This is a genomic window from Zoogloea sp. LCSB751 (assembly GCF_002028455.1).
Classification (GTDB): domain Bacteria; phylum Pseudomonadota; class Gammaproteobacteria; order Burkholderiales; family Rhodocyclaceae; genus Zoogloea.
In genome coordinates, this window is record NZ_MWUM01000029.1 from 1 (window position 1) to 25,749 (window position 25,749).

Sequence of the window (25,749 nt, forward strand, 5' to 3'; positions counted from 1 at the left end):
AATACCCACACCTCCCGCCGCCTCCAAGCGCCCCGCGAACACCTCGGTGTATTGATCCAGTAAATCCCTGCTCAGGTGTTAGCCTTGAAAGGAACGACACATGAGTACGGCGATGGAAACGTCCCCATCGACAACAACTGGATCGAGAACCAGATCCGGCCGATTGCCATCGGCCGCAAGAACTGGCTCTTTGCCGGCTCGCTGCGCGCCTCAACGGGCACGAACCGTGCGCTTATCTGAAGAACATCCTCACCCGCCTGCCGACTCCGCCGCAGAGTCGGATCGGGGACCTGTTGCCGCATCGGGGCGGCTGGAGTCACCCTGAGGCTCGGTCAAGAGGGGATTACCGGGGGCTTACCTTGAAGTCTTCCAACAGCAGCCTGGCCTTGGTTTGACGCAGCGCCTTGTGGGGGGCTGCGTCCAGTTCGCGCATCGTTTGCTTGATGGCGTAGAGACCGGTGATCCGCTCTAGCGCATCTCCGGCTATCAGGCTCTGCCCGTGTTCCTTCAACTCGAAGAACTTGCGCCGGGCGGGCCATGCAACCCGCCTCGCTCAGGACAGACAACGCCTATGACACTGATGCGATCCTCAGGCATCTCGCCGAGCAAGGCATCTAGCCGTCATCCCGCCGCCCAGCCATCGCCGTGTCCAGCGCCAGTTCGATCGTCATCAATACAAGAATCGTAACTTGATCGAGTGCTTTTTCCGCCGCATCAAGCAATTCCGCCGCGTCGTCACGCGCTGCGACAAACTCGCCGACGCTTCGCCTCTTTCGTTGTCATCACCGCTGCCGTCATATGGCTGACATACTTGTCAATAGACTCTAGCTGGGGACACTTTCATGCCGCTCCCGCCGTTGCGCTGATTGACGCTCGCTTCAGGCTTTATCTCACCCTCGGCATCACCTCTTCAACCGCGCTGGCTGTCATCGGCTCCGGCACCACCTGATCTATAGCCACTGCTGCGCGCCTTCTGGTAGCGCCGCCGCGGATGAGGTGATCGTTGCTGCGACGCCGGCCTAACTAAGTGTGCCTTACAATGTCGGGGCGTGTTGATCGTCCTCAGCGCGGAGAGCGAACCCTTGTTGATCATCTGTGATGCAGGAGCAATTGCGGATCTTGTCGGGCATCGCATGCCATGGTGCCGGATGACTTCGAGCGCATGCCGGGCCTGTGGGGGCGGTTTAAATCGCTGTGATTATGCCGAGGGCGTGGCAGCATTCCATGAAAGGCGGAAGCCGGTTTTCACGGGTGAGTCAGCAGCTTGCCCGATTGCGCGGTGTGTGCCGCGAGGTGTCAGTGCTCGAGGATCGACAAATGCAGAGCGAACAACGCAGGAAATTCAGCCGGGTTCAGTTTCAGGAAGGGGCAATGCTGCAACTGGCCGGCCATGGGCTGGCGTGTGAAGTGCGCGACCTGTCACTGAAAGGTGCTTTGTTGACCTGCCCCGCGGTTGATGATGCATCCAGCTCGGCCAGACGGGGAGAGGCCTGCGAGCTACGCTTGGTGCTGTCGGGCGAAGGAGATGTGGCCGTGTCGATGAGTGGGGAGATTGCCCATGTGGAGGCCAGCAACGGTCGACTTCACATTGGGATGCGTTGTCGGGAAATTGATCTGGACAGCATTACCCATTTGCGCCGGTTGGTAGAGCTTAATCTAGGGGATGCGGGAATTCTGGATCGCGAGATGGCCGCATTGACGAGTAATGACTGACGTAATCGGCGGTAGGCAAGAGGTACGCCTACCGCCGTTTTTCCGACTGTGCAGCGGCACTGCTTCTGGGCTTAGCGCTTGATCTGGTGACCGATGACGCCGCCCACGGCTGCACCACCAACTGTGCCACTCGTGCTACCACCGGTCAGAACCGACCCGGCGACGCCACCGATCGCTGCGCCGATCGCCGTGTTCTTGTCCCGGGCGCTCATGTTTGAGCAGCCCGTGAAAGTACTCATTGCCAACACGAGCACCAGGGTTCTCGTCATCGTCTTCATGCTGTTCTCCAGTTACTCTCTGTTGTCGGTTAGGGCCGACGGCTTGTTTTTCAACTGTAGAAGACGGACCGGCGGGCGGGTGTAACGAGTCGTATGGATTTGTAAGCGGTGCATCTGCCGCGCAGCGGATTGCGTGGACTCAGAGTACGAGGCCGGCGAACACTTCCTTGAAATAGGCGTCGTCGTCGGTCGTACCTTGGCTTCCGCCAGAAGCCTGTTGACGTTCGGCTGCAACCCGCTGGTCCAGTTGCTTGGCAAGGAGATCACGCAGTTCGATGAAACTCATGGAGTAGTCCTTTTCATATGAGGGTTGGCGCGGCCTGCCGCCTGGCGAGGGAGGGGAGGAAGGCGGGCAGCAGGCTATTTGAGCGCGCCGTACATTCAATATATTTCTTATGCTGCGGTGCAGCAAACGAGTATTTGTAATGCTACGATTAAGATTTGCTTATTCGTCTGTGTGATGAGCTATCGTTTGCCACCTCTCCCGGCGCTGCGTGCATTCGAATCGGCGGCCCGCCACCTGAGCTTCAAACGCGCGGCGGCCGAACTCTTTGTGACGCCTGCTGCAATCAGCCAGCAGATCAAGGCCCTGGAAACCTATCTCGATACTTCCTTGTTCCGGCGCCTGCCCCGTGCGCTGGAGCTGACGGACGCGGGTATGGCGATGCTGCCCAAGGTCAGCGAGGGGCTCGCCAGTCTTGTGGCTGCCGTGGAGACGACGCGCCGTGGGGGGCCGAAAGCCCTGATCGTGCATGTGCCCCCTTTTTTTGCGCTACGCTGGCTTGTGCCACGCCTGCCACGCTTTGCAGACGTGCACCCGGAGATCGAATTGCGTCTGGCGAGCAGCGTGGCCAGCATCGACGGGATGGGGGAGCCTGCTGACGCGCAGGCCGATCTGCACGGGGATGTGACTGATGTAATGGTGCGCTTCGGGGTAGGACATTACGCGGGCTATCAGTGCGACCAGATTCTCGTGCCGGATTACATGCTGGTCTGCAGCCCGGATCTGATTGCCCGCACGGGGCCGCTGCGCACACCGGCGGATGTGTGTCGCCAGGTGCTGATCCATGACGAGTCCTTGCCTGACGAGGGAGGACGGCCGAGCTGGGCGGAGTGGTTCCGGCTGGCGGGGTTGCCTGGAGTCGATGTCAGCCGGGGGCCCCGTTTTTCAAGTACGGCGCTGGTTCTTGAGGCAGTTCTGGGTGGGCAGGGGGTGGCCTTGATCCTGCGTCCACTCGTCGAGGCTGAGGTGGCTGCCCGCCGTCTGGTCCTGCCTTTTGATGTATCGCTGCCTTCCTGCCATGCTTATCATTTGGTGATCTCCGAAGCTGTCAGCGAACGTCCGGAGGTGCAGGCCTTCCGCAGCTGGATGCTGACGGAGGCGCTCAGGCCTAGAGGCATGTGACGACGTGCCCTTATCGCCAAATTTTCGGGTGATATAATCTTTCTTTGCAGAATTCCGCCACTGCCTGGCTTTTCCCGTGCAGCTTTTTGCCCTCGGCCTGAATCACCATACCGCGCCCCTGTCGATTCGTGAGCAGGTGGCGTTTCGTCCTGAGCGTCTGGTTCAGGCGCTGGCTGATCTGGTGCAGGCCAAGCCGGTGAAGGAAGCGGCGATCCTGTCCACCTGCAATCGCACCGAGCTGTATTTTGCGACCCAGCAGCCCCAGTATGCGGCGGACTGGTTTGCCGAATACCACCGGGTCGCACTGAAGGACATTTCTCCTTACCTTTATACCTTTCCCCAGCGGGACGCGATTCGGCACGTCTTTCGGGTGGCGAGCGGGCTCGATTCGATGGTCATCGGCGAACCGCAGATCCTCGGTCAGATGAAGGACGCGGTGCGCCAGGCGGAGGAGGCGGGAACGCTTGGTGCGACGATGCACAAGCTCTTCCAGCGCACCTTCTCGGTCGCAAAGGAAGTCCGTTCGACGACGGCGATCGGTGCCAACATCGTGTCGATGGCGGCAGCGGCGGTTCATCTGTCTGAGCGGATCTTCGAGCGGGTCGGCGACCAGAAGGTATTGTTCGTCGGTGCTGGCGAAATGATCGAGCTGTGTGCGGCCCACTTTGGCGGGGCCAAGCCGCGCCGCCTGACCATCGCCAACCGCACCCAGTCGCGGGCTGAAGACCTGGCGGCCCGTTTCGGTGGCGACGTGATTCGCCTCGATCAGGTCGGCGAGGCCCTGGCTGGCTACGACATCGTGGTGTCCTGCACGGGCAGTCCGTTGCCCATCATTGGTCTTGGCATGGTCGAGCGGGCCCTCAAGGTGCGTCGTCATCGTCCCATGGTGATGGTGGACCTCGCTGTTCCTCGGGATATCGAGGCTGAGGTGGTTGGGCTCGACGATGTTTTCCTCTACACCGTAGACGACCTGGCCCAGGTGGTGGATTCCGGTCTTGAGTCCCGTCAGGCTGCGGTGGTCGAAGCCGAGACCATCATCGACGAGCGAGTCGACGGCTTCCTGCATTGGCTCGATAGCCGTGATACGGTGCCGACCATCCGGGCCCTGCGCTCCCATGCCGACGAGTTGCGTCGCGCCGAGCTTGAGCGGGCCATGCGCCTGCTGTCCCGCGGCGACGATCCGCAAAAGGTGCTCGAGGTCCTCAGCCACGGCCTGACCAACAAGTTCATGCATGCCCCGACGCGTTTCCTGAATGACGCCGAGGGCGATCAGCGGGGCGACAGCGCCGAGCTGGTCCAGCGTATCTTCAATCTTCACACAGACCACTAGCCCTTTCGGGGCGGTCGTCTTCGCCTGCAGCTGCAGGCCCCATGCCAATGAAACAGCGTATCCGCGACAAGCTGGACAATCTCGCCGACCGCCTGCAGGAGCTCGATCGCCTGCTCGCCAGCAGCGAGGCGGCCAGCGACATGGACAACTACCGCAAGCTCACGCGCGAGCATGCCGAAATCTCGCCGGTGGTCGCCCTCTACCAGGAGTTTTGTCAGGCGCTCGAAGACGAAGCCACCGCCAGGGACATGCTGGCCGACCCGGAGATGAAGGAGTTGGCCGTTGCCGAGTTGGAGACCGCCCAGGCCACCCAGGCACGCATCGACGACGAGCTGCAGACGGCGCTGCTGCCCCGCGACCCCAACGACGACCGTAACCTGTTCCTGGAAATCCGCGCCGGCACCGGTGGCGATGAGGCCGCCCTGTTTGCTGGTGACCTGCTGCGCATGTACACCCGTTACGCGGAGCGCCAGGGCTGGCGCGTCGAGATCATTTCGGCCAGCGACTCCGAGTTGGGTGGCTACAAGGAAGTCATCGTCCGTGTTGCCGGCGCCGGAGCCTATTCCCGTCTGAAGTTCGAATCCGGCGGTCACCGTGTGCAGCGGGTGCCGGCCACCGAGACCCAGGGACGCATCCACACCTCCGCATGTACCGTGGCCGTGATGCCCGAAGCCGATGAAGTCGGCGACGTGGAGCTCAACCCGGCCGATCTGCGCATCGATACCTTCCGGGCCTCCGGTGCCGGCGGTCAGCACATCAACAAGACCGATTCGGCGGTGCGCATCACCCATATTCCTACCGGCATCGTGGCGGAATGCCAGGACGGGCGTTCCCAGCATCAGAACAAGGCTTCCGCGCTGCGCGTGCTGGCAGCACGGATCAAGGACATCCAGGTGCGCGAGCAGCAGGCCCGTGAGGCCGCGACGCGCAAGAGCCTGGTCGGTAGCGGCGATCGTTCCGAGCGCATCCGCACCTACAACTTCCCGCAGGGGCGCCTGACCGACCACCGCATCAACCTGACCCTCTACAAGCTCGATGCGGTGATGCAGGGCGAACTGGACGAAGTCATCGCGGCGCTGACCGCCGAGCACCAGGCGGAACTCCTGGCGGCACTGGCCGACGAGAATGCCTGAGGTGGCGGTGACCATTGGCTCAGCCCTGGCGTTTGCGCGCGGGCGCATCCCGGCCAGCGAAGCGCGCATGTTCCTGTGCCGTTTGCTCGGCATCGGAGCTGCCCAGGTGGCGGCCTACCCGGAGCGCAATCTGGCGGCCGAACAGGCTGCACACTATGCGGCGTGGCTCGAGCGCCGCGCGGCAGGCGAGCCGATGGCCTATATTCTCGGAGAGCGGGAATTCTACGGGCGGTCTTTCCAGGTGGGCCCGGCGGTGCTGATTCCACGCCCCGAAACCGAACTGATCGTCGATCTGGTTCGCGCCCGGATCCGGGCAGGAAGTGCGCCGCGCATTCTCGACCTCGGAACCGGCAGCGGTGCGCTGGCTGTGACGCTGGCGCTGGAGATTCCGGATGCGCTGGTGACAGCGGTGGACTTGTCACCAGCCGCACTCGATGTGGCGCGCGGCAATGCGGCCCGCCTCGGTGCCACGGCGCGCTTCATCGTGAGTGATTGGTTTTCCGCAGTGGACGCGACAGCTTTCGATTTCATTGTCAGCAATCCACCGTATATTGCCGACGCGGATCCGCATCTGAAGGAAGGCGACGTGCGTTTCGAGCCCCGCACGGCGCTGGCTTCGGGGCCCGCGGGGCTCGACGATCTGCGCCGGATTGCCTTGGACGCACTGTCCTTCCTTGTCCCCGGCGGCTGGCTGTTGATGGAGCACGGGTACGATCAGGCAGCAGTGGTCCGTGACTTGCTTGTTTCCTCCGGCTTCCAGGAGGTGGCGTCGGCGATGGATCTGGCGGGTATCGAAAGAACGAGCTATGGCCGCCGCCCTTGACGCTTTCCTCCGTCAGGCCTAGACTTACCCGACTGAATTGCTCAACTATTCTATTTGCGAGACCACGATGGACGTTCAAAAGATCATTCACGAACAAGTCACCACGCACCCGGTCGTGCTGTACATGAAGGGTACGCCGGCCATGCCGCGCTGTGGCTTCTCCGCTGCCGCCACGCAGATCCTCAAGGTTTCCGGTGTGCAGAACCTGTTCACCGTCGACGTGTTGTCCGATGAAGGCATTCGTCAGGGCATCAAGGAATACGCCAACTGGCCGACGATTCCGCAGCTCTACATCAAGGGCGAGTTCGTCGGCGGTTCGGACATCATGAAGGAAATGTTCGACTCTGGTGAGCTGAAGAAGCTGCTGGACGAAGCACTGGCCTGAACCCGGCCAGGCTGGAAACAAAGGGGGCGGCCACTGGCCGCCCCCTTTGTGCTTATGGGTGCCGGTCTGCACTCAGATGCTGGAAATGCGGCTGTTGGCCAGCGACAGTCGAGTCGCGAGGACTTCGAGGAAGCCCTTGTAGAAGTGCATCTGGCACAGAGCTGAGGCGCGCAGCAGGGCCGGCGCCCGGATGATCAGGATGCGTGTCTCGGCGGTGGCTTCCACCGAAGCGGTGCGAGCTCCGCGACCAGCGGTGAACAAGGCCATCTCGCCGAAACAGTCGCCCGCGCTCAGTACGTTGAGCAGGTGGCCCTTCTTGACGATGCGCAGTTCGCCCTCCACGACAATGCAGAAGTGATTGCCCGGCTCGCCTTCCTTCATGACGACGGAGCCGGCTGGAACCAGCTTCCATTCCGCGAAGCGGACGATCTCCCAGATTTCGATATCGCTGAATTCCCGGAAGAAGCGGAAAGCACGCAGGCGCTCGAACTTGGCGCTGTCCGGTGGTTCGCTGCGGTCGTCCGTGGCGAGATTGCGGTTGCGGTAGGCTTGCGCAAGGTCGTGGGAAAACTCCATCCAGGTCGCGTAGCGGGCCGACAGGTCCTTTTGCATCGCGCGCACGACGATGGCGTCCAGTTCGGGCGGAATCTCTGGACGGATGCTCGACGGTGGGGGGGCGACCTGGTTGGCGATCTGGTAGATCAGATTGACGTTGGTGCTAGCCTGGAAGGGCAGCTGTCCGGTCAGCAACTGATACATCACCACGCCGAGGGAATAGATGTCGGTGCGGTGATCCAACGGCATTTCGCGGACCTGCTGCGGCGACATGTAGGCCGGCGAGCCGAGGCCGGATACCTGTGTCGTCTCGCTGGCCGTAAAGATGGCCGCGCCGAAGTCGGACACCTTGATGTCCTGGCCGGTTGGCGATGTGAGCAGGATGTTGGCCGGTTTGATGTCCCGGTGCGTGACGCCCTGCAGGTAGGCGTAATCGAGGGCCCGCGTGCACTTGAAGATGATCTCCACCAAGCGCTCGAAGGACAGCAGATTGTCCGCCTGGGTGAAGGGCTCCAGTGTTCCGCCCGGGACGTACTCCATCACAACGTAGGCGTCCCGGTCCTCGATGACAGCGTCGTGGATCTGGGCGATGTGCGGATGCTGAAGCTTGCCTGCCAGGGCAGCTTCGTTGAGCAGCAGGTGGTGATACAGCGTGGTGCGGTCGGTGCTGCGCAGGATCTCCGGATGGAGGCGCTTGATGGCGACCTCACGCTGGCTGAAAGGATCGAAGCCGAGATAGACAGCGCTCGTCGCACTCTCGCCGAGCAAACGCCGGACCTCGTACTTGCCGATCCTTTCCATCATGCCTCTCCTCAGGCCAGACGAGCGCGGGCGCGAGCGATGGCAGCGCGCACCTGATTCGGTGCCGTGCCGCCCACGTGGTCGCGGGCAGCCAGCGAACCTTCGACCGTCAATACTTGGAACACATCCTCGCCCAGACGTTCGACGGCGCCGGCCACATGGGCCATCGCCGCGCGCAACTCCTCGAGCGGGATCTGCGGCAGGTCGCAGCCCTTGGCATCGGCAGCGCGCACCGCCAGCGCCACGGCTTCGTGGGCGTCACGGAAGGGCAGGCCCTTCTTGACCAGATAGTCGGCCAGGTCGGTGGCGGTGGCGTAGCCCTGGGTCAGCGCGGACTGCATGGCGGCCGGCTTGACGCGCACGTTGAAGATCTTTTCGCCGTTTTCGACGCGGCTGCCCATCATGTCGGCGTAGATGCGCAGGGTGTCGATGGCGGTGTCGGCGGAGTCGAACAGCGGTTCCTTGTCTTCCTGGTTGTCCTTGTTGTAGGCCAGCGGCTGCCCCTTCATCAGGGTCAGCAGCGCGATCAGGTTGCCGTTGGCGCGGCCGGTCTTGCCGCGCACCAGCTCGGGCACGTCCGGGTTCTTCTTCTGCGGCATAATCGAGCTGCCGGTGCAGAAGCGGTCAGCCAGATCGATGAAGCCGACGCGCGGGCTCATCCACAGGATGAGTTCTTCGGACAAGCGCGACAGGTGGGTCATCAGCAGCGACACGGCGGCGCTGAATTCGATCGCGAAGTCGCGGTCGGACACCGCGTCGAGGGAGTTGAAGCAGACTTCCTCGAAGCCCAGCAGCTCGGCCACGTATTCGCGGTCGATCGGGTAAGTGGTGCCGGCCAGCGCGGCGGAACCCAGCGGCAGGCGGTTGACCCGCTTGCGACAGTCGGCGAAGCGTTCGGCGTCGCGGCGCGTCATCTCGTAGTACGCCATCAGGTGATGGCCGAAGGTGACCGGCTGGGCGACCTGCAGGTGGGTGAAACCGGGCAGCGGAGTGGCCGCGTGGTGCTCGGCCAGATCAAGCACGGCCAGCTGGAATTCGCTGATCAGGCCAAGGATGGTGTCGATGGCGTCGCGCAGCCACAGGCGGATGTCGGTGGCAACCTGGTCATTGCGGCTGCGGCCGGTGTGCAGGCGCTTGCCGGCATCGCCGACGAGGGCGGTGAGGCGCTTCTCGATGTTGAGGTGGACGTCTTCGTCGTCCAGGTTCCAGTTGAACTCGCCGCGCTCGATCTCGCCGACGATCTGCGCCATGCCGCGCTCGATGTCGGCCAGGTCGGTGGTGCCGATGATGCCCTGCCTGGCCAGCATCCTGGCGTGGGCCAGGGAGCCTCGGATGTCCTGGGCGGCCATGCGGTTGTCGAAGAACACGCTGGCGGTGTAACGCTTGACCAGGTCGGAAACGGGTTCGGAGAAGCGGCCGGACCAGGCCTTGGGGCCGTCCTGCGGCGCGGATTGATCTGCCATAATTGCGAATGCTCTCTGCGATTAAGAAGGCCTATGCCCGTGGAGAATCCCGTGGATTCAAGGTTTTGGCCCGATTTTTGACCCATGAGTATAAAACAAAACCCGCAGCTTGCCGGTCGCGTGCGCTACCGGGGGGGGCTGCCGGACTTCCGTAATCTGGGTGTCATGCTGCGCATCCTGCTGCTCGTCAATGCCTTGGCTTTGCTTGCGGTGCTGGTACGCAATGCTGACGGGGCCCGGCTGTGGCTCGAAGTGCTCGACATGGCAATGCGCGTCGAATTTCCGTTGATCCTGTCGGTCGCCGTGCTGTTCCTCGCCCAGCCCCTGCTGGCCCGCCTGCCTGCGCCGGGCGGGCTGATTGCCGTCGGCGGGGTGGTGCTCGTGGCGGACGTGCTCGCTCACATCCTGCTGGCGCCGATCGACGGCGATGGCCTGGGACGCTCCCTGATGTGGTCCTGGATGGCCCTGGGCTGCGTGTTGGCCTACTTTCACCACCGCGGCGCCACCTATGCGCCCGCGCTGGCCGAAGCCCGTCTGCTGGCGCTGACGGCGCGGATCCGCCCGCATTTCCTGTTCAACAGCCTGAACGGGGTGCTCGGCGTGCTGCGTTCCAATCCGCGGCGGGCAGAGGAAGCCCTGGAGGAGCTGTCCGACCTGTTTCGCGCGCTGATGCAGGACAACCGGGAGCTGGTGCCGCTGGCCCATGAGGCGGACCTGTGCGAACGCTATCTGAATCTCGAGCGGTTGCGCCTCGGCGAACGGTTGGCCGTGGACTGGCTGCGCGATCCGGCCGCCGACGCTGCGCTGGTACCGCCGCTGATGCTCCAGCCGCTGATCGAGAATGCCGTCTATCACGGCATCGAACCGGGCGTCACGGCTGGGACTGTATCCATCGCCACCGCCCGCCGGGGCGCGGAGGTGCATATCGAAATCAGCAATCCGGTGTGCGAGTCCGCTGCCCACCATGCGGGTAACCGCATGGCGGTGGACAACATCCGGGAGCGGCTGATGCTGTTCTACGACCTGGAAGCGAGCCTGGACGTCGAGCAGGGGGCCGACGTCTATCGGGTGCGCATCCGCTTGCCTTATCGGACTGCCAGATGAATGCCGTGACACCGCTTGCCGTGCTGATCGTGGATGATGAGGCGCCGGCGAGGACGCGCCTGCTGGATCTGCTCGGAGACCTCGCCGACGAGCACCCGACGCGTATCGTCGGGACTGCCGCCAATGGGGTCGAGGCGCTGGCGGTGCTGGAGCGGGGCAGGGCGGATCTGGTGCTGACGGACATCCGCATGCCGGTCATGAACGGCATCGAGCTGGCCGCCCATCTCGGTAAACTCGCGCCGCCTCCGGCCGTGGTGTTCACCACCGCCTACGACGAGTACGCGGTACAGGCCTTCGAACTGGCGGCGGTGGACTATCTGCTGAAGCCGGTCCGGGCCACACGTCTTGCCGATGCGCTGGTCAAAGTGCGACGCCAGCACAGACCTTCGGAGGAAACGCTGCGCCAGCTGATGCCGGCCGGCCGTGGGCATTTCAGTGTCAGCGAGCGCGGGCGGATCCTGCTGGTGCCGGTGGCCGAGGTGCTGTTCCTGAAGGCCGAGCAGAAATACGTGATGGCCCGTACCCGCGAACGGGAATATCTGCTCGACGAATCCCTGGTGCAGCTCGAAGAGGAATTCGCCGGCCGCTTCCTGCGCATCCACCGCAACTGTCTGATCGCCGCCCAGGCAGTGAAGGGCGTGGCGCGTGCCACCACCGGGGAGGACGGCGAAGCCCACTGGGTCGTGCTGCTCGACGGAATCGTCGAGCAATTGCCGGTCAGCCGCCGCCAGTGGCCCGTGGTGAAGGAGGCCCTGGGGGTGTAGCTGGCCATTTGTTGGCCGCAGGTTGCGGGTGTTGGGGCCCGTCTATGGTGGGGGCGAATTCACCCGCCCATCGTCGATTGATACGCCTCCGCGGGCGAATGAATTCGCTCGCACAGGTGCGTGTTTCCTCGCCGGAACATTCGCTTGCGCGGGTGTTCCAACGAGGGCTCCCGTACAATCGCGCCCATGGAAAAACCTGGCACCACCCCCTCTTTGTTTTCTTATTCCCGTTACCGTCCCGAACTGAAGCGGGCGCCTTTCCTGCCCATGAGCCGGGCGGAAATGGACGCGCTCGGCTGGGACGAATGCGACATCATCGTCGTTACCGGCGATGCCTACATCGATCATCCCAGTTTCGGCATGGCGCTGATCGGACGCACGCTGGAAGCCCAGGGCTTCCGCGTCGGCATCATCAGCCAGCCGGACTGGCATTCCGCCGACGCTTTCCGTGCCCTCGGCAAGCCGCGCCTGTTCTACGGCATCACCGCCGGGAACATGGATTCGATGATCAACCGCTACACCGCCGACCGCAAGCCGCGCTCGGACGACGCCTATACGGCGGACGCGCTGCCCGACAAGCGCCCCGACCGGGCGGTGGTGGTGTATGCCCAGCGCGCCCGCGAGGCCTATCCGGACGCCAACATCGTGATCGGCAGCATCGAGGCCAGCCTGCGCCGCATCGCCCATTACGACCACTGGTCCGAGAAGGTGCGCCGCTCCGTGCTGCCCGACTCCAAGGCTGACTTGCTGATCTTCGGCTCCGGCGAGCGGGCGGTGATCGCACTGGCCCATCGCCTGGCCGCCGGCGAGCCGATCGAAGAGATCCGCGACCTGCGCGGCACGGCCTTCATGGTCAAGCCCGGCTGGCATCCGGAGGGTTTCGTGGAGATCGATTCCGTCGCCATCGACCGGCCCGGTCCCGTCGAGCCCCATCCCGATCCCTATGCGATGGAGCCCCAGCAAACCGCCCCGGCGACGCCGGATGGCGCGCAGCCGGTGCGCATCGTGCCCGCCGCCGAGCGTGTCGCCGCCCGCAAGGCCGCACGTGCCCAGCAGGTCATCCGCCTGCCGGCCTACGAGGTGGTGAAGGACGACAAGGTGATGTACGCCCACGCGTCGCGCACCTTCCACCTGGAGTCCAACCCCGGCAACGCCCGCGCGATGGTCCAGGCCCACGGCACCGGCCCGGGCTGCCGCGACGTGTGGCTCAACCCGCCGCCCATCCCGCTCACCACCGAAGAGATGGACTGGGTCTTCGGCCAGCCCTACGCCCGCCGCCCGCACCCCAGCTACGGCGAGGCGCGCATCCCGGCCTGGGACATGATCCGTTTCTCGATCAACATCATGCGCGGCTGCTTCGGCGGCTGTACTTTCTGCTCGATCACCGAGCATGAGGGGCGCATCATCCAGAGCCGCTCCGAGGCGTCGATCCTGCGCGAGATCGAGGAGATCCGCGACAAGACGCCGGGTTTCACTGGCACGATCTCCGACCTCGGCGGCCCCACGGCCAACATGTACCGGATGGCCTGCAAGGACCCGAAGATCGAGTCCTCCTGCCGGCGCCTGTCCTGCGTGTTCCCGGGCATCTGTGAAAACCTTGGCACCGACCATGGTCCGCTGATCCGGCTGTACCGCAAGGCGCGGGCGATCCCCGGCGTGAAAAAGGTGCTGATCGGCTCCGGTCTGCGCTACGACCTCGCCGTGCGCTCGCCGGAATACGTGAAGGAGCTGGTCACCCACCACGTCGGCGGCCTGCTCAAGATCGCTCCCGAGCACACAGAGGACGGCCCGCTCTCCAAGATGATGAAGCCGGGTATCGGCACCTACGACCGCTTCAAGGAGATGTTCGAGCGCTTCTCGAAGGAAGCCGGTAAGAAGCAGCACCTGATTCCCTACTTCATCGCGGCCCACCCGGGCACCACGGACGAGGATATGGTCAATCTGGCCCTCTGGCTGAAGACCAACAATTTCAAGCTCGACCAGGTGCAGACCTTCATGCCGACGCCGATGGCGATGGCGACCACCATGTACCACTCAGGCAAGAACCCGCTACGCAAGGTGTCGGCGGCGTCCGAAGCGGTCGATACGCCCAAGTCCGGCCGCCAGCGCCGCCTGCACAAGGCGCTGCTGCGCTACCACGATCCGGAAGGCTGGCCGCTGATCCGCGAAGCCCTGCGGGCGATGGGCCGCGGCGACCTGATCGGCGCATCTCCGCGTCACCTGGTGCCGCGCGACCAGCCGGTGATCCTCGACCGCGGCGAAGGACGGACAGGGGCGACGGCTGGTGCTTCCCGCAAGAGCGGCGGCAAGGCCGCCAGCCCTGTCGGTGCGCGGCGTGCAGCGCCAGACGTCCGCAAGCAGTCGGTGTCGGTGGTGGGGCGATCGCGCGGAAAGCGCTGAGCGCTCATCGGGCCGGAGCCTCGCGGGCCCGGTTCTGAAGTCCTGCGGCCGCAGCCATTTCGACTCGCGCTGAATGGGCGAAACCCGGCCCGGCCTAAGGGCCGGGCTTGTCTTTTCTGTGCGCGTCGCGGATGCACCATTGTCGTCTTTGCGACAAGCGACCGTGGCCGTCGAGAAGGCGGAAAGCCTTGTGCTGCAAGGCTCTGACATGCGCTCGTACGGGCTGGCATTCCTTTTGCACAGTAATGGCCATTTGCCATCTACCTGCCAAGGAAGCCGCCATGCTGTACGACCGCTACGAAAAAGACCAACTCCTCTTCAACATGAACTTCAAGGAAGCCGTCGGCGACAAGGCTGCCTATCGCGGCGAGCTGGTGGTGGTCGAAGGGGAAATCGGTGATGCCCAGGGCCGACGCAATGCGCCGAAGGCGGTGCTGAAGCAGGGCGTGTCCCTGGCTGCCGGCGACAAGCTGGTGTTCCTGTCCGGCTCCCTCGATCAGCTCGACCTGCTCGAGCCGCTACTCGCCAAGTACGGCCCGGACTTCACCGAAGGCACCAAGGCGATCCTGTTCGTGGTCAACGTCGCCAAGCCGGTGCTGTTCGATTTCAACGGCGCCAGCGTCGAGCTGATCCCGCTGCAGGACGGCATGACCTGGAACGAACTGGCCGATCTGATCGGCTACGAGAAGGAAGACTTCAAGGGCCAGACGGCCGCCCAGAAGGTGGTGACCCTGGTGGACGGCCTCGCGTCCCGCAAGCCCAAGATCGACAAGCTCACCCTCGTCGAGGTGCTGGGGCTGGCCACCGACGCCAAGCGGGAAGCCCGCGGCGCGGTCTAAGCCGCCGCGTCGGAAGCAGATGGCGCGTCGTGCCGTCTGCTTCTGCTCCCCTTGTGACACGCCGACAACCGGCTCGCCGTTTCTGCGAGCCGGCGGTGGTCGTTGCGTCCGGATACCCGAGCCGAAGCCCCTGCCACCATGCGCATCAATCAGCCTGTTACCCGTTCGGAAACCCTGTTGCCGGACGGCGAGTTCATTTATTCCCGCACCGACCTGAAGGGCACGATCACCGAGGCCAATGAGGCCTTCGCCAAGGTCAGCGGCTTTCGCCGCGAGGACATGCTCGGGCAGCCGCACAACATGGTGCGCCATCCGGACATGCCACCGCAGGCCTTTGACGACATGTGGCGCGACCTGCAGGCCGGGCGCCCGTGGCGTGGGCTGGTGAAGAACCGGCGCAGCGACGGCGGCTATTACTGGGTCGTCGCCAATGCCTCTCCAGTGCGCGAGCATGGCCGGGTTACCGGCTACCAGTCGATCCGCTCGCGTCCGGCGCTGGACGATGTGGCTGCGGCTGAAGCAGCCTACAAGCGCATCTCGGACGGCGATACGTCGGTCCGCATCGAGCACGGCCGCGTGGTGCCGGCGCGGGTGTCGCCGTGGGGCATGCTGGGCTCCTTTCCGGTGCAGCTGATCGGCGTGGGGTTGGGCTGCCTGCTCGGTAGCCTGCTGATGGTGTCGGGCTTCGCGCCGCTGTTGCCACCCTACGTGCTGCAGGGGCTGGGGCTCGTCGGCCTGTTGTGGAGCATCTGGTTCCTGGCTTTGTTCGTGCCGCGTCTGCGGCGGGATCTGGGCGCCACCGCCGAACATATCGAACGTTTGCTGACCAGCGGCAACCTGGACCAGCGTTTCAACCTGTCCCGCCGCGACACGGTCGGCCAGATCGGTCGCGGGCTCGACGACTTCGTTGCGTCGATGCAGGCCACGATCCAGGGCATGGCGGATACCGCGTCGCAGGTCCAGCAGGTGGCTACCCGGGTGGCCCGCGGCGTCGCGGAAAGCGCCAGCTCGGCCGAGGTACAGGGCGAGGCGACCGCCTCGGCGGCCCAGGGCATCGAGCAGATTTCCCAGTCCATCGGCACCGTCGCCGCGTCGGCGGCGGCAACCCGCGCGGCGGCGGAGGCGGCCAGCCAGGTGTCGATGCAGGGCGCCAGCCTGTCGGTGCAGGCCAGCGAGACCATCCTGGCGCTGGCCGAAACGGTCACTACGTCGGCCCAGCAGGTGGAGTTCCTCGGCACCCAGTCGGCCGAGATTTCCCGCATTTCCGGGGTGATCCGCGAGATTGCCGACCAGACCAACCTGCTCGCCCTCAATGCGGCCATCGAGGCGGCGCGGGCCGGCGAGCAGGGGCGTGGTTTCGCGGTGGTCGCCGATGAGGTGCGCAAGCTGGCCGAACGTACCGGCCAGGCGACCCAGGAGATCGGTACGATGATCGGCAGCATCCAGGCCGAAACCGGCAAGGCGGTGGATGGCATGCGTGCCGGTGCGGTGCAGGTGGAGGCGGGGGTGCGCCTGGTGCAGGACGCCCGCGAAGCCCTGCAGGCCATCCAGACTCAGATGGCGGAAACCCAGGACATGGTGAACGGGATCTCGCGCCTGTCCGAGGAGCAGCAGGGGGCGGTGGCCCATCTGACCGGCAGCGTCGAGCGCGTGTCGGCGATGACCGACCAGAACCAGGCCGTCATTGGGGTGACCCGTGAGGCAGTGCAGATCCTCAATCAGGCCGTCGAGCGGATGGAGATTGCGGTAACCCAGTACGCGGTGTAGGTGGGGGCCAGCCCGGGGGCCGGAATGCCGGCCCCCGGCGCCGTGTATCAGCCGCTGTTGCGCAGGCCGGCGGCGATGCCGTTGATGGACAGGTGGATGCCGCGCCGCACGCGTTCGTCCTGGTGGCCTTCCCGGTAGCGGTGCAGCAGTTCGACCTGCACGTGGTTGAGCGGGTCGAGGTAGGGGAAGCGGTTGCGGATCGAGCGCTTGAGCAGCGGGTTGGCGTCGAGCAGCTCGCCCTGGCCGCTGATCGTCAGCAGCATCTCGATGGTGCTGGCGTGTTCCTTGGCGATGCGCGGGAAGATCGCCTCGCGCAGCGCGCCGTCCTTGACCAATTCGGCATAGCGGCTGGCGATCGCGATATCGCTCTTGGCCAGCACCATGTCCATGTTGGACAGCAGCGTCGAGAAGAAGGACCACTCCTTGTGCATCGCCTGCAGGCGGGCCAGGCCGGCGTCGCCGTGCTTGGCGATGTAGGCGTGCACCGCCGAGCCGAAGCCGTACCAGCCCGGCAGCATCAGGCGGCACTGGGCCCAGCTGAACACCCACGGGATGGCGCGGAGGTCTTCGATGGCGGTGGACTTCTTGCGGGACGCCGGGCGGCTGCCGATGTTCAGCGCAGCGATTTCCGCGATTACCGTGGATTCCCAGAAATAGCGCTCGAAGCCGTCGGTCTCATAGACGAGGTTGCGGTAGGCCTTGAAGGCGGCGTCCGACAGCTCATCCATCGCTTCCAGGTATTCGGGGCGCGGGGCCGGATCGCGCGGTGCGAACAGCGTGGCTTCCAGCGTCGCGGCGGCCAGCACTTCCAGGTTGCGGCGGCCGACTTCCGGGTTGGCGTACTTGGAGGCGATGACTTCGCCCTGCTCGGTGAGGCGGATCTGCCCCTGCACCGCGCCGCCCGGCTGGGCCAGGATGGCCTGGTAGCTGGGGCCGCCGCCGCGGCCGACGGAGCCGCCGCGGCCGTGGAACAGGCGCAGGCGCACGCCGTGGCGGGCGAACGTATCCACCAGTCCGATCTCGGCCTTGTAGAGCTCCCAGCCGGAGGTCAGGAAGCCGCCGTCCTTGTTGCTGTCGGAGTAGCCGAGCATGACTTCCTGCTCCTTGCGGCGGGACGCCAGCAGGGCCATGTAGGCAGGCAGGGAGAACAGGCGGTCCATCACGCCGGCGGCGTTCTGCAGGTCGCCGATGGTCTCGAACAGCGGGATGATGTTCACGTCCAGCGCGCCTTCGGCCGGCCGCAGCAGGCCGGCTTCCTTGGCCAGCACGGCGACTTCGAGGATGTCGGAGACGTCGTCGGTTTTGGAGATGATGCAGTTGGGCACCGCGGCCTTGCCGTAGCGCAGGTGGGCGGCGCGGGCGGCGCGGAAGATCGCCAGTTCGCCGCGGCTCTCTTCGGAATACTCGATCCACGGCGAGGCCAGCGGGCGAGCGGTGGCCAGCTCTTCCAGCAGCATCTCGATGCGGCCGGCTTCGTCGAGGGCCAGGTAGTCCTTCGCCGGGTCGGCGGCCTTCAGCAATTCTGCGACGACGCGCTCATGCACGTCGGAGTTCTGGCGCAGGTCGATCGGCGCCAGGTGGAAGCCGAACACCGACACCGCCCGGCGCAGGTGGCGCAGGCGACCGCGGGCGAGGGCGCCGAGGCCGTTGGCGGTCAGCGAGCGATGGACGACTTCCAGCTCGTCGGCCAGTTCGTCCGGGCCGGCGTAGGGGGTTGCGGAGCCTACTGCGTGGCGCGGTGGCTGGTGGCCGAGGAGGGCCGCGTAGGTGGCGGCAAGACGCGCATACACTCCGGTCAGTGCGCGGCGATAGGGCTCGTCGCTACGGTGCGGCGAGCCGTCCGGTGATGCGGCGGCGAGGCGCAGCAGCGCGTCGGAGGCGCTGACCAGGCCCTGGGCGATGGACAGCTGGGAGCCGAGGGTGTGCACCTCGTCCATGAAGTAGGTCAGGGCCTTCTCGGCCTGGGTGGCGAGGGCCTTCTCGAGAATCTCGGCGGTGACGAAGGGGTTGCCGTCGCGGTCGCCGCCGATCCAGCTGCCGACGCGCATGAAGTTGGGCAGCTCCAGCGCGCTCCAGCTGCGGTCGCGGGCGGCCAGGCGGTCTTCCACACTGGCGTAGAGGCGGGGGAGTTCGCGCAGGAAGCTGTAGTCGAAGTAGGACAGGCCGTTGCTTACCTCGTCCATCACCGACAGCTTTTCGGTGCGCAGCATGCGCGTCTGCCACAGGGTCAGCACGGCGCGGCGCAGGGCTTCGTCGTTGGCTTCCTGCTCGTCGGGGGTAAGCTGCATGCGGTCGCGCTCGTCGAGCAGGCGGGCGATCGCCATCTGACAGTTGAGGATGCTCTTGCGCTGAACCTCGGTCGGGTGGGCGGTGAGCACCGGCACCACGTTGGCGGTGTCGAAAAACGAAACTAGCTCGGCGCTGCCCAGGCCGGACTCGAAGGCCCGCTCGAGGGCGTGGGCCAGGCTGCCTTCCTTTGGCGCGGAGCCGGCGATCTGGTGGGCGCGGGAGCGGCGGATGTGGTGCTGGTCCTCGGCGATGTTGGACAGGTGCGAGAAGTAGCTGAAGGCGCGCACCACGTCGATGGTCTGGTCGCGGGACAGGGAGTCCAGCGTGGCTTCGAGCTCGCGGCGGGCGGCGTGGTCTTCGTGGCGGCGGAAGCGGATCGAGCTCTGGCGGATGGTCTCGACCAGGTCGAACACCGCCTCGCCCTCCTGGGCGCGCACGGTGTCGCCGAGAACTCGGCCGAGCAGGCGGATGTCGTCACGGAGGGGGAGGTCCTTGTCTTCGCTGCTTGTCTGTTCGCTCATCGGGGGCGGAATCCTGTCCTGTCGGTTGCGGTCGGCGCGGGAGGCGCATCAGGGCCCCATGCTAGAATCCAGACCCGAATGGTCGCCATAGGTGCCTACCCTGATTGCTGCACTGCAGTCAGTGCGCAGCTTGCCCGTGGGTTCCCGGCTTGTCCATTCCTCCGAACCGCCCATTTACGCCAGCCGAGCCCGAATACCGTGAGCGCCTCTACGCCCGACCGCATCGTCATCGCCACCCGTGAAAGCCGCCTCGCCCTGTGGCAGGCCGAGCACGTCAAAGCCCGTCTCGAAGCCTTGTACCCGTCCTGCCGCGTCGAATTGCTGGGCATGACCACCCGCGGCGACCAGATCCTCGATCGGCCGCTGGCCAAGGTGGGCGGCAAGGGCCTGTTCGTCAAGGAACTGGAAACCGCGCTCCTCGACCGTGCCGCCGATATCGCGGTGCATTCGATGAAGGACGTGCCGATGACCCTCGCGCCCGAGTTCGCGCTGGTGGCCATCGCCGACCGCGAAGTGCCGCTGGACGCCTTCGTGTCCAACAAATATGCGAGCCTCGACGACATGCCGCCGGGCGCGGTTGTCGGCACCTCCAGCCTGCGCCGCGAATCCCAGATCCACGCCCAGTACCCGATGCTGGCGGTCACCAGCCTGCGCGGCAACCTGGATACCCGCCTGCGCAAGCTCGACGAAGGCCAGTACGACGCGATCATCCTTGCCGCGGCCGGTCTGACCCGCCTGGGCCTCGCCAGTCGCATCCGCGCCACGCTGCCGTCCCATGTGTCGCTGCCGGCCGCCGGCCAGGGCGCGCTGGGCATCGAGGCGCTGGCCGATCGCCCCGAAGTGGCGGCGTGGATCGCTCCGCTGGCCAATCCCCATTCCGCAGCCTGCGTGCGCGCCGAACGGGCGACCTCGCGGGCGCTGGCCGGCAGTTGCGAAGTGCCGCTGGGCGCCTATGCCGAGGTGCAGGACGGCCAGCTGTGGTTGCGTGGTTTTGTCGCGCTGCCCGATGGTTCCCGCATCGCCCGTGCCGAGCGGCGCGGTCCCATCGACCAGCCGGAGGCCCTCGGCCTGGCGCTGGCCGAAGACCTGCGGGCCGACGGTGCCGACGAGATCCTCGCCGGCCTGTAGTCATTCGATCATGGCCGTCGGCCAGCTGCCCCTCGCCGGGCGCTCCATTCTCATCACCCGTCCGGCAGGGCAGGCCGACAGCCTGTGCGCGGCGCTTGCCGCGCTGGGGGCCGAGCCCCTGCGCTTTCCGCTACTGACGATCTCGCCGGTGGTCGATCCGTCACCCTTGCAGGCGGCGGCCCGGCGCCTCGGCGAGTTCGCGCTGGTGTTCTTCGTCAGCCCCAACGCGGTGCATTTTGCGCTCGACGCGATGTTGCCGGTGGTTGGCATGTGGCCGGCCGGGGTGGCCATTGCGACGGTCGGCAAAGGCAGCGAGGCGGCACTGGCGGCGTGCGGTTTTGCCGAGGTGATCGCTCCGACGGACGGTTTCGACAGCGAGGCCGTGCTGGCCCTGCCGGCCTTCCAGCCCGCCGCGGTGGCGGGCCGCCGGGTGTTGATCCTGCGCGGCGACGGTGGACGCGACCTGCTCGGCGACATGCTGAAGGCCCGCGGCGCCGAGGTCGAATACCTGACCTGCTATCACCGCAGCGGCCCGGTGGAGGATTCCGCGCCCGTCGTGGCGCGTGCCCGTGCCGGGCACCTTCACGCCTTGACGCTGACCAGCAGCGAGAGCGTCGGCCACCTGCGCGCATTGCCGGACGCCGCCGCCTTGCTGGATGTCCCGGTTTTCGTGCCCCATCCGCGGATCGCCACGGCGGCGCGGGAGGCCGGTTTCAACACGGTGATCGCCACCGGAGCCGGCGACCGGGGCCTCATCGATGGCCTTGTTGGCCATTTTTCAGACCGTAAACACACCACCTATCCGGGTTAAACTCGTTTTCATGAGCAGCGAAATTCCGAGCCTTCCCCCTATCGACACCGCCCAGCCGGTGTCGCCGGCGCCCGCTTCGCGGCGCGCTTCCACCATCATTGTTGCCGTCGTGGGGCTGGTCCTGCTGGGCTGGCAATGGGCCGACACCCGCAATCGCATCGCCGATCTGCAGGACGAACTGGTCCGTCGCACCGCCGACGGCGACAACCTGGCCAAGGAAGGACGTGTCCTTGCCAAGGAAGCCCAGGACCGTCTGCAGGATCTGCAGGGCAAGGTCGGTGCGCTGGAGGCGCGCCTGAACGACTCCCAGGGCCAGCAGGCGGCGCTGGAAGCCATGTACCAGGATTTCTCACGCACCCGTGACGACCGCGTGCTGGGCGAGGTGGACCAGGCGGTGGCGATTGCCGTTCAGCAGCTTCAGCTGGCCGGCAACGTGCAGGCGGCGCTGTTCGCGCTGCAGACTGCCGATGCCCGCCTGGGCAACATCGACCGCCCGCAGTGGCTGCCCTTGCGCAAGGCCCTGACCGGTGACATCGAGACCCTCAAGGCCTTGCCCCAGGTGGATGCCGGTGGGATGGTCCTGAAGCTGGAAACCCTGATCGGCCGCCTCGACAACCTGCCGCTGGCCTTCGAGGCCAAGCCGAAGGCGGAAGCGTCCAAGGCCAACCATGCCGAGCTTGGCTGGCTGAAGGGCTTGTGGCTCGATTTCTGGACCGAGTTCAGCCAGCTCGTCCGCATCGAACGTATGGACCGGCCCGATCCGGCGCTGCTGGCGCCGAGCAATGCGGTGTTCCTGCGGGAAAACCTCAAGCTGCGTCTGCTCAATGCGCGGCTGGCCCTGTTGTCGCGGGACGGCAATTCCTTCCGTGAAGACGTGCGCCTGGCCGCCCAGTGGCTGGAGCGCTACTTCGACACCCGCAATTCGGCAGTCGAAGCCGCCGCGCAGGATCTGGCCGAACTGCGCAAAGCTCCGGTCGGTGTCGATCTGCCGACCCTGCAGGCCAGCCAGTCCGCGCTGCGCAGCCTGATGGCGGTGCCGGATAAGCGCGTCGAGGCCGCCCCGGCCGCCCCGGCCGCGCATGCCGCCAAGCCGGCCAAGAAGAACTGAGGTCGGTGATGCGTGGATTGCTGTGGTTGCTCGGCCTGTTCGCCCTTGCCGCCGGTCTCGCGGTAGCCGGCCGGTACAACGAAGGTTATGCACTGCTGGTGTGGCCGCCGTACCGGGTGCAGATTTCCCTCAACCTGCTGATCCTGCTGCTGCTCGGCGGCTTCGGCATGCTTTACAGCGCGTCCCGCCTCGTTTCGCGGACGATGGCGCTTCCTGCCGCGGTGCAGCGCTTCCGTGCGCGCAAGAGCAAGGAGCGCGCATCCCAGGCGCTTTATGACGCCACCCGGCTGCGTATCGAGGGGCGCTTCGGCCAGTCCCTGAAGCAGGCGACGGCGGCCTACGCAGCCAACGAGTCGCCGGGTCTGGCAGCCCTGATGGCGGCGCGGGCGGCCCATTCCCTGCGTGATGACGAACGCTATCGCCACTGGCTGGCCAAAGCGGCCGAACACGACGGCGAAGTCCGTGTCGCCCGCCTGATGACCGAAGCCGAGCTGGCGGTGGAAGGGCGTCGTTTCGACGAGGCCGCAGAGCGCATCGCCGACCTGCAGGCTGGCGGTCAGCGCCATATCGCGGCCTTGCGTCTGGCTCTGCGTACGGCTCAAGCCGAGGGCAACTGGGTGGAGGCGGTGCGGCTGGTGCGCCAGCTGGTGAAGGTCAAGGCCCTGCGTCCGGACCAGGCCGAACCGGTCAAGCGCCGGGCCCATCAGGAAGGCCTGCGCCAGCGCGTTGGCGATGCCCAGGCCTTGCTGGCCTATTGGCAGGGCGTGCCGCGGGATGAGCAGCGGGATGCGGCGGTGGTCGCCGAATTGGCCCGGGCGCTGATCGCGGCGGGTGACAGCGACAGCGCGCAGAAAGTCATCGAGACCCGTCTGACGGGCGAGTGGGATTCGACCCTGGCCGGAGTGTACGGCCGTTGCGAAGATGGGGACATCCGCGGCCGCCTAGCCAGGGCCGAGGAGTGGCTCAGGCAGCATCCGCGGGATCCGCAGCTGCTGCTGACCCTTGGCCGCCTGTGCGTGCAGTCCCAACTGTGGGGCAAGGCCGAGAGCTACCTGGAGGCCGCGCTGGCCATCGCGCCCGGTTGGGAGGCGCATGTCGAGCTGGCTCACCTGGCCGAACGCATCGAACGTACCGACGACGCCAACCGGCATTACCGGGCCGCGGCGGAACTGTCGCGCCGCTGATACGCCGAGTGGGCCTGTGCTGGCTCCGGCGTTCAGTTGTGGAACCCCCGTGCCCAGTCGGGTGAATTCATTCGCCTCGACTGGGAATTTATCCGGCGTGCGGCGAACTTGTCACCGGCATGGCCTTTCAAATCTGCCGGATACCGTTAGAATTTTTGCATCTCTCCCGACTACCGTGGGAGAGATGTACTCGATAGTTTTTCTCAATTCAGATTATTTCTCTAATCAATTTGAGCGATAGCGCTCTCGGGCCTATCATGTGATCTCCAGAATTCATCAACCCGTGAAGGAAACAGCTATGTCCCTGATCAATACCGAAATCAAGCCGTTCAAGGCTACCGCTTTCAGCAATGGCAAGTTCGTTCCGGTTTCCGACGCCGACCTGAAGGGCAAGTGGTCCGTCGTTTTCTTCTACCCGGCTGACTTCACCTTCGTCTGCCCGACCGAGCTGGGCGACCTGGCTGATGTGTACCCCGAATTCCAGAAGCTGGGCGTTGAGGTGTACTCCGTGTCCACCGACACCCACTTCACCCACAAGGCCTGGGCTGACGCGTCCGACACCATCAAGAAGATCAACTACCCGATGGTTGGCGACCCCACCCAGACCATCAGCCGCAACTTCGAAGTGCTGATCGAAGAAGAAGGCCTGGCCCTGCGCGGCACCTTCGTGATCAATCCGGAAGGCGTGATCAAGGTCGCCGAGATCCACGATCTGGGCATCGGCCGTGACGCCAAGGAACTGCTGCGCAAGGTGCAGGCTGCCCAGTACGTGGCTTCCCACCCGGGCGAAGTGTGCCCCGCCAAGTGGACCCCGGGCGAAGCGACCCTGTCCCCGTCCCTGGACCTGGTCGGCAAGATCTAATTCGCCGCTAGCCGGTTTCGGCAAGCTGCTCCGCAACGCCCGAACGTCCTTGTGACGTTCGGGCGTTGTTGTATCTGGAGTGCCAATAAAAAACCGCCGGATTTGGCCCGGCGGTTTTTCTGTCTTTCAATCGATCAGGCCCAGTCGCGGGGCACGAGGAAGTCCGTGTAGAGCTTCTCCTCCGCGCTGCCGGCTTCCGGATGCCAGTCATAGCGCCACTTCACGATCGGCGGCATGGACATCAGGATGGACTCGGTGCGGCCGCCGGACTGCAGGCCGAACAGGGTGCCCCGGTCGAAGACCAGGTTGAACTCCACGTAGCGGCCGCGGCGGTAGGCCTGGAAGTCCCGTTCGCGCTCGCCGTAGGGCGTGTCGCGGCGGCGTTCGACGACCGGCAGGTAGGCCGGCAGGAAGGCGTCGCCGACGCTGCGGGTCATCGCGAAGGCCGCATCGAAATCCACCTTGCCGTCGGCGCCGTGGTCGTCGAAGAACAGGCCGCCGACGCCGCGCGGCTCGTTGCGGTGCTTCAGGAAGAAGTAGCGGTCGCACCAGTCCTTCAGGCGTTGGTACTCGTCCTTGCCCCACGGTAGCACGGAGGCCTTGCAGGTGGCGTGGAAGTGGCGGACGTCTTCCTCGAAGGGGTAGTAGGGGGTCAGGTCCATGCCGCCGCCGAACCACCACACGTCATCCTTGCCCGGCGCTGAGGCGATGAAGAAGCGCACGTTCATGTGCACGGTCGGGCAGTACGGGTTGCGCGGATGCAGGACCAGGGACACACCCATCGCCTCGTAGCTGCGGCCGGCCAGTTCGGGGCGTGCGGCGGTGGCGGACGGAGGCAGGCCTTCGCCCATCACATGGGAGAAGTTGCAGCCGCCGCGCTCGAAGAAGTTGCCTTCTTCGATCAGTCGAGTGAGGCCACCGCCACCGGCCGGGCGCTCCCAGCTGTCGGTGACGAAGGGCTTGCCGTCGAAGCTTTCGAGGGCGCTGACGATGCGTGCCTGCAGGTCGAGGAGGTAGGCCTTGACGGCATTGCGGTCGGGCATGGGTGTCTTTCCGATGGACAAGAAAAAGGCCGGCTGCGAAGAG

Annotated in this window: 22 protein-coding genes and 3 pseudogenes; 18 read left to right on the top strand and 7 right to left on the bottom strand. The window is 65.4% G+C overall.

Features of this window, described 5'->3' with window-relative positions:
- Positions 1-395, top strand: a pseudogene (locus tag B4920_RS30585) (transposase); the annotation flags it as partial.
- Here the strand turns inward: B4920_RS30585 and B4920_RS31035 are convergent.
- Positions 344-520 (bottom strand): annotated as a pseudogene (locus B4920_RS31035) (hypothetical protein); the annotation flags it as partial. The pseudogenes B4920_RS30585 and B4920_RS31035 overlap by 52 nt on opposite strands.
- A gap of 100 nt (positions 521-620) precedes the next feature.
- On the opposite strand from B4920_RS31035, the pseudogene B4920_RS22185 reads away from it, so the two are divergent.
- Together B4920_RS22185 and B4920_RS30795 are read left to right on the top strand one after the other, a co-directional pair.
- Positions 621-806 (top strand): annotated as a pseudogene (locus B4920_RS22185) (hypothetical protein); the annotation flags it as partial.
- 511 nt (positions 807-1,317) lie between these two features.
- A complete protein-coding gene (locus tag B4920_RS30795) occupies positions 1,318-1,713 on the top strand; it encodes a PilZ domain-containing protein (RefSeq protein WP_079436864.1) in 396 nt (131 codons plus the stop codon).
- A 71-nt stretch (positions 1,714-1,784) separates the two neighbouring features.
- Here B4920_RS30795 and B4920_RS22195 read toward each other — a convergent pair whose 3' ends face one another.
- Both B4920_RS22195 and B4920_RS29590 read right to left on the bottom strand, forming a co-directional pair.
- The gene (locus B4920_RS22195; protein ID WP_079436865.1) at positions 1,785-1,991 is read right to left on the bottom strand and encodes a glycine zipper 2TM domain-containing protein; all 207 of its coding nucleotides are present in this window, start codon (positions 1,989-1,991) and stop codon (positions 1,785-1,787) included.
- A gap of 139 nt (positions 1,992-2,130) precedes the next feature.
- Positions 2,131-2,277: a hypothetical protein gene (locus B4920_RS29590; RefSeq protein ID WP_161493371.1), complete on the bottom strand. Its 147-nt coding sequence runs from the start codon at positions 2,275-2,277 to the stop codon at positions 2,131-2,133.
- Positions 2,278-2,355: 78 nt separating this feature from the next.
- Here B4920_RS29590 and gcvA point away from each other — a divergent pair, with 78 nt between their 5' ends.
- The 5 genes from gcvA (at position 2,356) to grxD (ending at position 7,067) form a co-directional block, all read left to right on the top strand.
- The gene (gcvA, locus tag B4920_RS22200; RefSeq protein ID WP_368664734.1) at positions 2,356-3,396 is read left to right on the top strand and encodes a transcriptional regulator GcvA; all 1,041 of its coding nucleotides are present in this window, start codon (positions 2,356-2,358) and stop codon (positions 3,394-3,396) included.
- A gap of 76 nt (positions 3,397-3,472) precedes the next feature.
- On the top strand, positions 3,473-4,726 hold the full coding sequence (gene hemA, locus B4920_RS22205; protein ID WP_079436867.1) for a glutamyl-tRNA reductase: 1,254 nt from the start codon (positions 3,473-3,475) through the stop codon (positions 4,724-4,726).
- Positions 4,727-4,773: 47 nt separating this feature from the next.
- Positions 4,774-5,859, top strand: coding sequence for a peptide chain release factor 1 (prfA, locus tag B4920_RS22210; RefSeq protein ID WP_079436868.1), 1,086 nt, complete (start codon positions 4,774-4,776; stop codon positions 5,857-5,859).
- Entirely contained in the window at positions 5,852-6,682 is an 831-nt protein-coding gene (gene prmC / locus B4920_RS22215) for a peptide chain release factor N(5)-glutamine methyltransferase (protein ID WP_079436869.1), read from the top strand. The genes prfA and prmC overlap by 8 nt, the downstream gene beginning before the upstream one ends.
- 67 nt (positions 6,683-6,749) lie before the next feature.
- On the top strand, positions 6,750-7,067 hold the full coding sequence (gene grxD / locus B4920_RS22220; protein WP_079436870.1) for a Grx4 family monothiol glutaredoxin: 318 nt from the start codon (positions 6,750-6,752) through the stop codon (positions 7,065-7,067).
- Between the two features lie 72 nt (positions 7,068-7,139).
- Here grxD and B4920_RS22225 read toward each other — a convergent pair whose 3' ends face one another.
- A complete protein-coding gene (locus B4920_RS22225) occupies positions 7,140-8,423 on the bottom strand; it encodes a serine/threonine-protein kinase (RefSeq protein ID WP_079436871.1) in 1,284 nt (427 codons plus the stop codon).
- An 11-nt stretch (positions 8,424-8,434) separates the two neighbouring features.
- Positions 8,435-9,886 carry an argininosuccinate lyase gene (gene argH / locus B4920_RS22230; protein WP_079436872.1) on the bottom strand — a complete coding sequence of 484 codons (1,452 nt, stop codon included), beginning with the start codon at positions 9,884-9,886 and terminating at the stop codon, positions 8,435-8,437.
- A gap of 84 nt (positions 9,887-9,970) precedes the next feature.
- Here argH and B4920_RS22235 point away from each other — a divergent pair, with 84 nt between their 5' ends.
- The 5 genes from B4920_RS22235 (at position 9,971) to B4920_RS22255 (ending at position 16,760) form a co-directional block, all read left to right on the top strand.
- Positions 9,971-10,990: a sensor histidine kinase gene (locus B4920_RS22235; protein ID WP_173862690.1), complete on the top strand. Its 1,020-nt coding sequence runs from the start codon at positions 9,971-9,973 to the stop codon at positions 10,988-10,990.
- Positions 10,987-11,754, top strand: coding sequence for a LytTR family DNA-binding domain-containing protein (locus B4920_RS22240; protein WP_079436873.1), 768 nt, complete (start codon positions 10,987-10,989; stop codon positions 11,752-11,754). Before B4920_RS22235 ends, B4920_RS22240 begins: the two co-directional genes overlap by 4 nt.
- A 267-nt stretch (positions 11,755-12,021) precedes the next feature.
- Positions 12,022-14,154, top strand: a complete 2,133-nt coding sequence (locus B4920_RS22245) for a YgiQ family radical SAM protein (RefSeq protein ID WP_216819989.1) — start codon at positions 12,022-12,024, stop codon at positions 14,152-14,154.
- A 281-nt stretch (positions 14,155-14,435) separates the two neighbouring features.
- Positions 14,436-14,993: a hypothetical protein gene (locus B4920_RS22250; protein WP_254051023.1), complete on the top strand. Its 558-nt coding sequence runs from the start codon at positions 14,436-14,438 to the stop codon at positions 14,991-14,993.
- Between the two features lie 138 nt (positions 14,994-15,131).
- Positions 15,132-16,760, top strand: coding sequence for a PAS domain-containing methyl-accepting chemotaxis protein (locus B4920_RS22255; RefSeq protein ID WP_079436876.1), 1,629 nt, complete (start codon positions 15,132-15,134; stop codon positions 16,758-16,760).
- A gap of 47 nt (positions 16,761-16,807) precedes the next feature.
- Here the strand turns inward: B4920_RS22255 and ppc are convergent, their stop codons facing one another.
- Positions 16,808-19,570, bottom strand: a complete 2,763-nt coding sequence (gene ppc / locus B4920_RS22260; protein WP_079436877.1) for a phosphoenolpyruvate carboxylase — start codon at positions 19,568-19,570, stop codon at positions 16,808-16,810.
- A gap of 198 nt (positions 19,571-19,768) precedes the next feature.
- On the opposite strand from ppc, the gene hemC reads away from it, so the two are divergent.
- The 5 genes from hemC to ahpC all read left to right on the top strand — a co-directional run bounded on the left by hemC (position 19,769) and on the right by ahpC (position 24,663).
- Entirely contained in the window at positions 19,769-20,698 is a 930-nt protein-coding gene (hemC, locus tag B4920_RS22265) for a hydroxymethylbilane synthase (protein ID WP_079436878.1), read from the top strand.
- A 10-nt stretch (positions 20,699-20,708) separates the two neighbouring features.
- Positions 20,709-21,509 (top strand): uroporphyrinogen-III synthase, encoded by an 801-nt coding sequence (locus B4920_RS22270; RefSeq protein WP_079436920.1) that lies wholly within the window; start codon positions 20,709-20,711, stop codon positions 21,507-21,509.
- A gap of 10 nt (positions 21,510-21,519) precedes the next feature.
- Positions 21,520-22,617, top strand: a complete 1,098-nt coding sequence (locus B4920_RS22275; protein WP_161493372.1) for a uroporphyrinogen-III C-methyltransferase — start codon at positions 21,520-21,522, stop codon at positions 22,615-22,617.
- An 8-nt stretch (positions 22,618-22,625) separates the two neighbouring features.
- Positions 22,626-23,801 (top strand): heme biosynthesis HemY N-terminal domain-containing protein, encoded by a 1,176-nt coding sequence (locus B4920_RS22280; protein WP_173862692.1) that lies wholly within the window; start codon positions 22,626-22,628, stop codon positions 23,799-23,801.
- Positions 23,802-24,099: 298 nt separating this feature from the next.
- Positions 24,100-24,663, top strand: a complete 564-nt coding sequence (ahpC, locus tag B4920_RS22285; protein ID WP_079436881.1) for an alkyl hydroperoxide reductase subunit C — start codon at positions 24,100-24,102, stop codon at positions 24,661-24,663.
- Positions 24,664-24,797: 134 nt separating this feature from the next.
- Here ahpC and hemF read toward each other — a convergent pair whose 3' ends face one another.
- Entirely contained in the window at positions 24,798-25,706 is a 909-nt protein-coding gene (hemF, locus tag B4920_RS22290; protein WP_079436882.1) for an oxygen-dependent coproporphyrinogen oxidase, read from the bottom strand.
- Positions 25,707-25,749 lie beyond the last annotated feature (43 nt).

Bases quoted from the DNA above. Each gene is read 5' to 3' on its own strand.
- B4920_RS30795 (WP_079436864.1), top strand. From the start codon at position 1,318: ATGCAGAGCGAACAACGCAGGAAATTCAGCCGGGTTCAGTTTCAGGAA.
- B4920_RS22195 (WP_079436865.1), bottom strand. From the start codon at position 1,991: ATGAAGACGATGACGAGAACCCTGGTGCTCGTGTTGGCAATGAGTACT.
- B4920_RS29590 (WP_161493371.1), bottom strand. From the start codon at position 2,277: ATGAGTTTCATCGAACTGCGTGATCTCCTTGCCAAGCAACTGGACCAG.
- prfA (WP_079436868.1), top strand. From the start codon at position 4,774: ATGAAACAGCGTATCCGCGACAAGCTGGACAATCTCGCCGACCGCCTG.
- prmC (WP_079436869.1), top strand. From the start codon at position 5,852: ATGCCTGAGGTGGCGGTGACCATTGGCTCAGCCCTGGCGTTTGCGCGC.
- grxD (WP_079436870.1), top strand. From the start codon at position 6,750: ATGGACGTTCAAAAGATCATTCACGAACAAGTCACCACGCACCCGGTC.
- B4920_RS22225 (WP_079436871.1), bottom strand. From the start codon at position 8,423: ATGGAAAGGATCGGCAAGTACGAGGTCCGGCGTTTGCTCGGCGAGAGT.
- argH (WP_079436872.1), bottom strand. From the start codon at position 9,886: ATGGCAGATCAATCCGCGCCGCAGGACGGCCCCAAGGCCTGGTCCGGC.
- B4920_RS22235 (WP_173862690.1), top strand. From the start codon at position 9,971: ATGAGTATAAAACAAAACCCGCAGCTTGCCGGTCGCGTGCGCTACCGG.
- B4920_RS22240 (WP_079436873.1), top strand. From the start codon at position 10,987: ATGAATGCCGTGACACCGCTTGCCGTGCTGATCGTGGATGATGAGGCG.
- B4920_RS22245 (WP_216819989.1), top strand. From the start codon at position 12,022: ATGAGCCGGGCGGAAATGGACGCGCTCGGCTGGGACGAATGCGACATC.
- B4920_RS22250 (WP_254051023.1), top strand. From the start codon at position 14,436: ATGCTGTACGACCGCTACGAAAAAGACCAACTCCTCTTCAACATGAAC.
- B4920_RS22255 (WP_079436876.1), top strand. From the start codon at position 15,132: ATGCGCATCAATCAGCCTGTTACCCGTTCGGAAACCCTGTTGCCGGAC.
- ppc (WP_079436877.1), bottom strand. From the start codon at position 19,570: ATGAGCGAACAGACAAGCAGCGAAGACAAGGACCTCCCCCTCCGTGAC.
- B4920_RS22270 (WP_079436920.1), top strand. From the start codon at position 20,709: ATGGCCGTCGGCCAGCTGCCCCTCGCCGGGCGCTCCATTCTCATCACC.
- B4920_RS22275 (WP_161493372.1), top strand. From the start codon at position 21,520: ATGAGCAGCGAAATTCCGAGCCTTCCCCCTATCGACACCGCCCAGCCG.
- B4920_RS22280 (WP_173862692.1), top strand. From the start codon at position 22,626: ATGCGTGGATTGCTGTGGTTGCTCGGCCTGTTCGCCCTTGCCGCCGGT.
- ahpC (WP_079436881.1), top strand. From the start codon at position 24,100: ATGTCCCTGATCAATACCGAAATCAAGCCGTTCAAGGCTACCGCTTTC.
- hemF (WP_079436882.1), bottom strand. From the start codon at position 25,706: ATGCCCGACCGCAATGCCGTCAAGGCCTACCTCCTCGACCTGCAGGCA.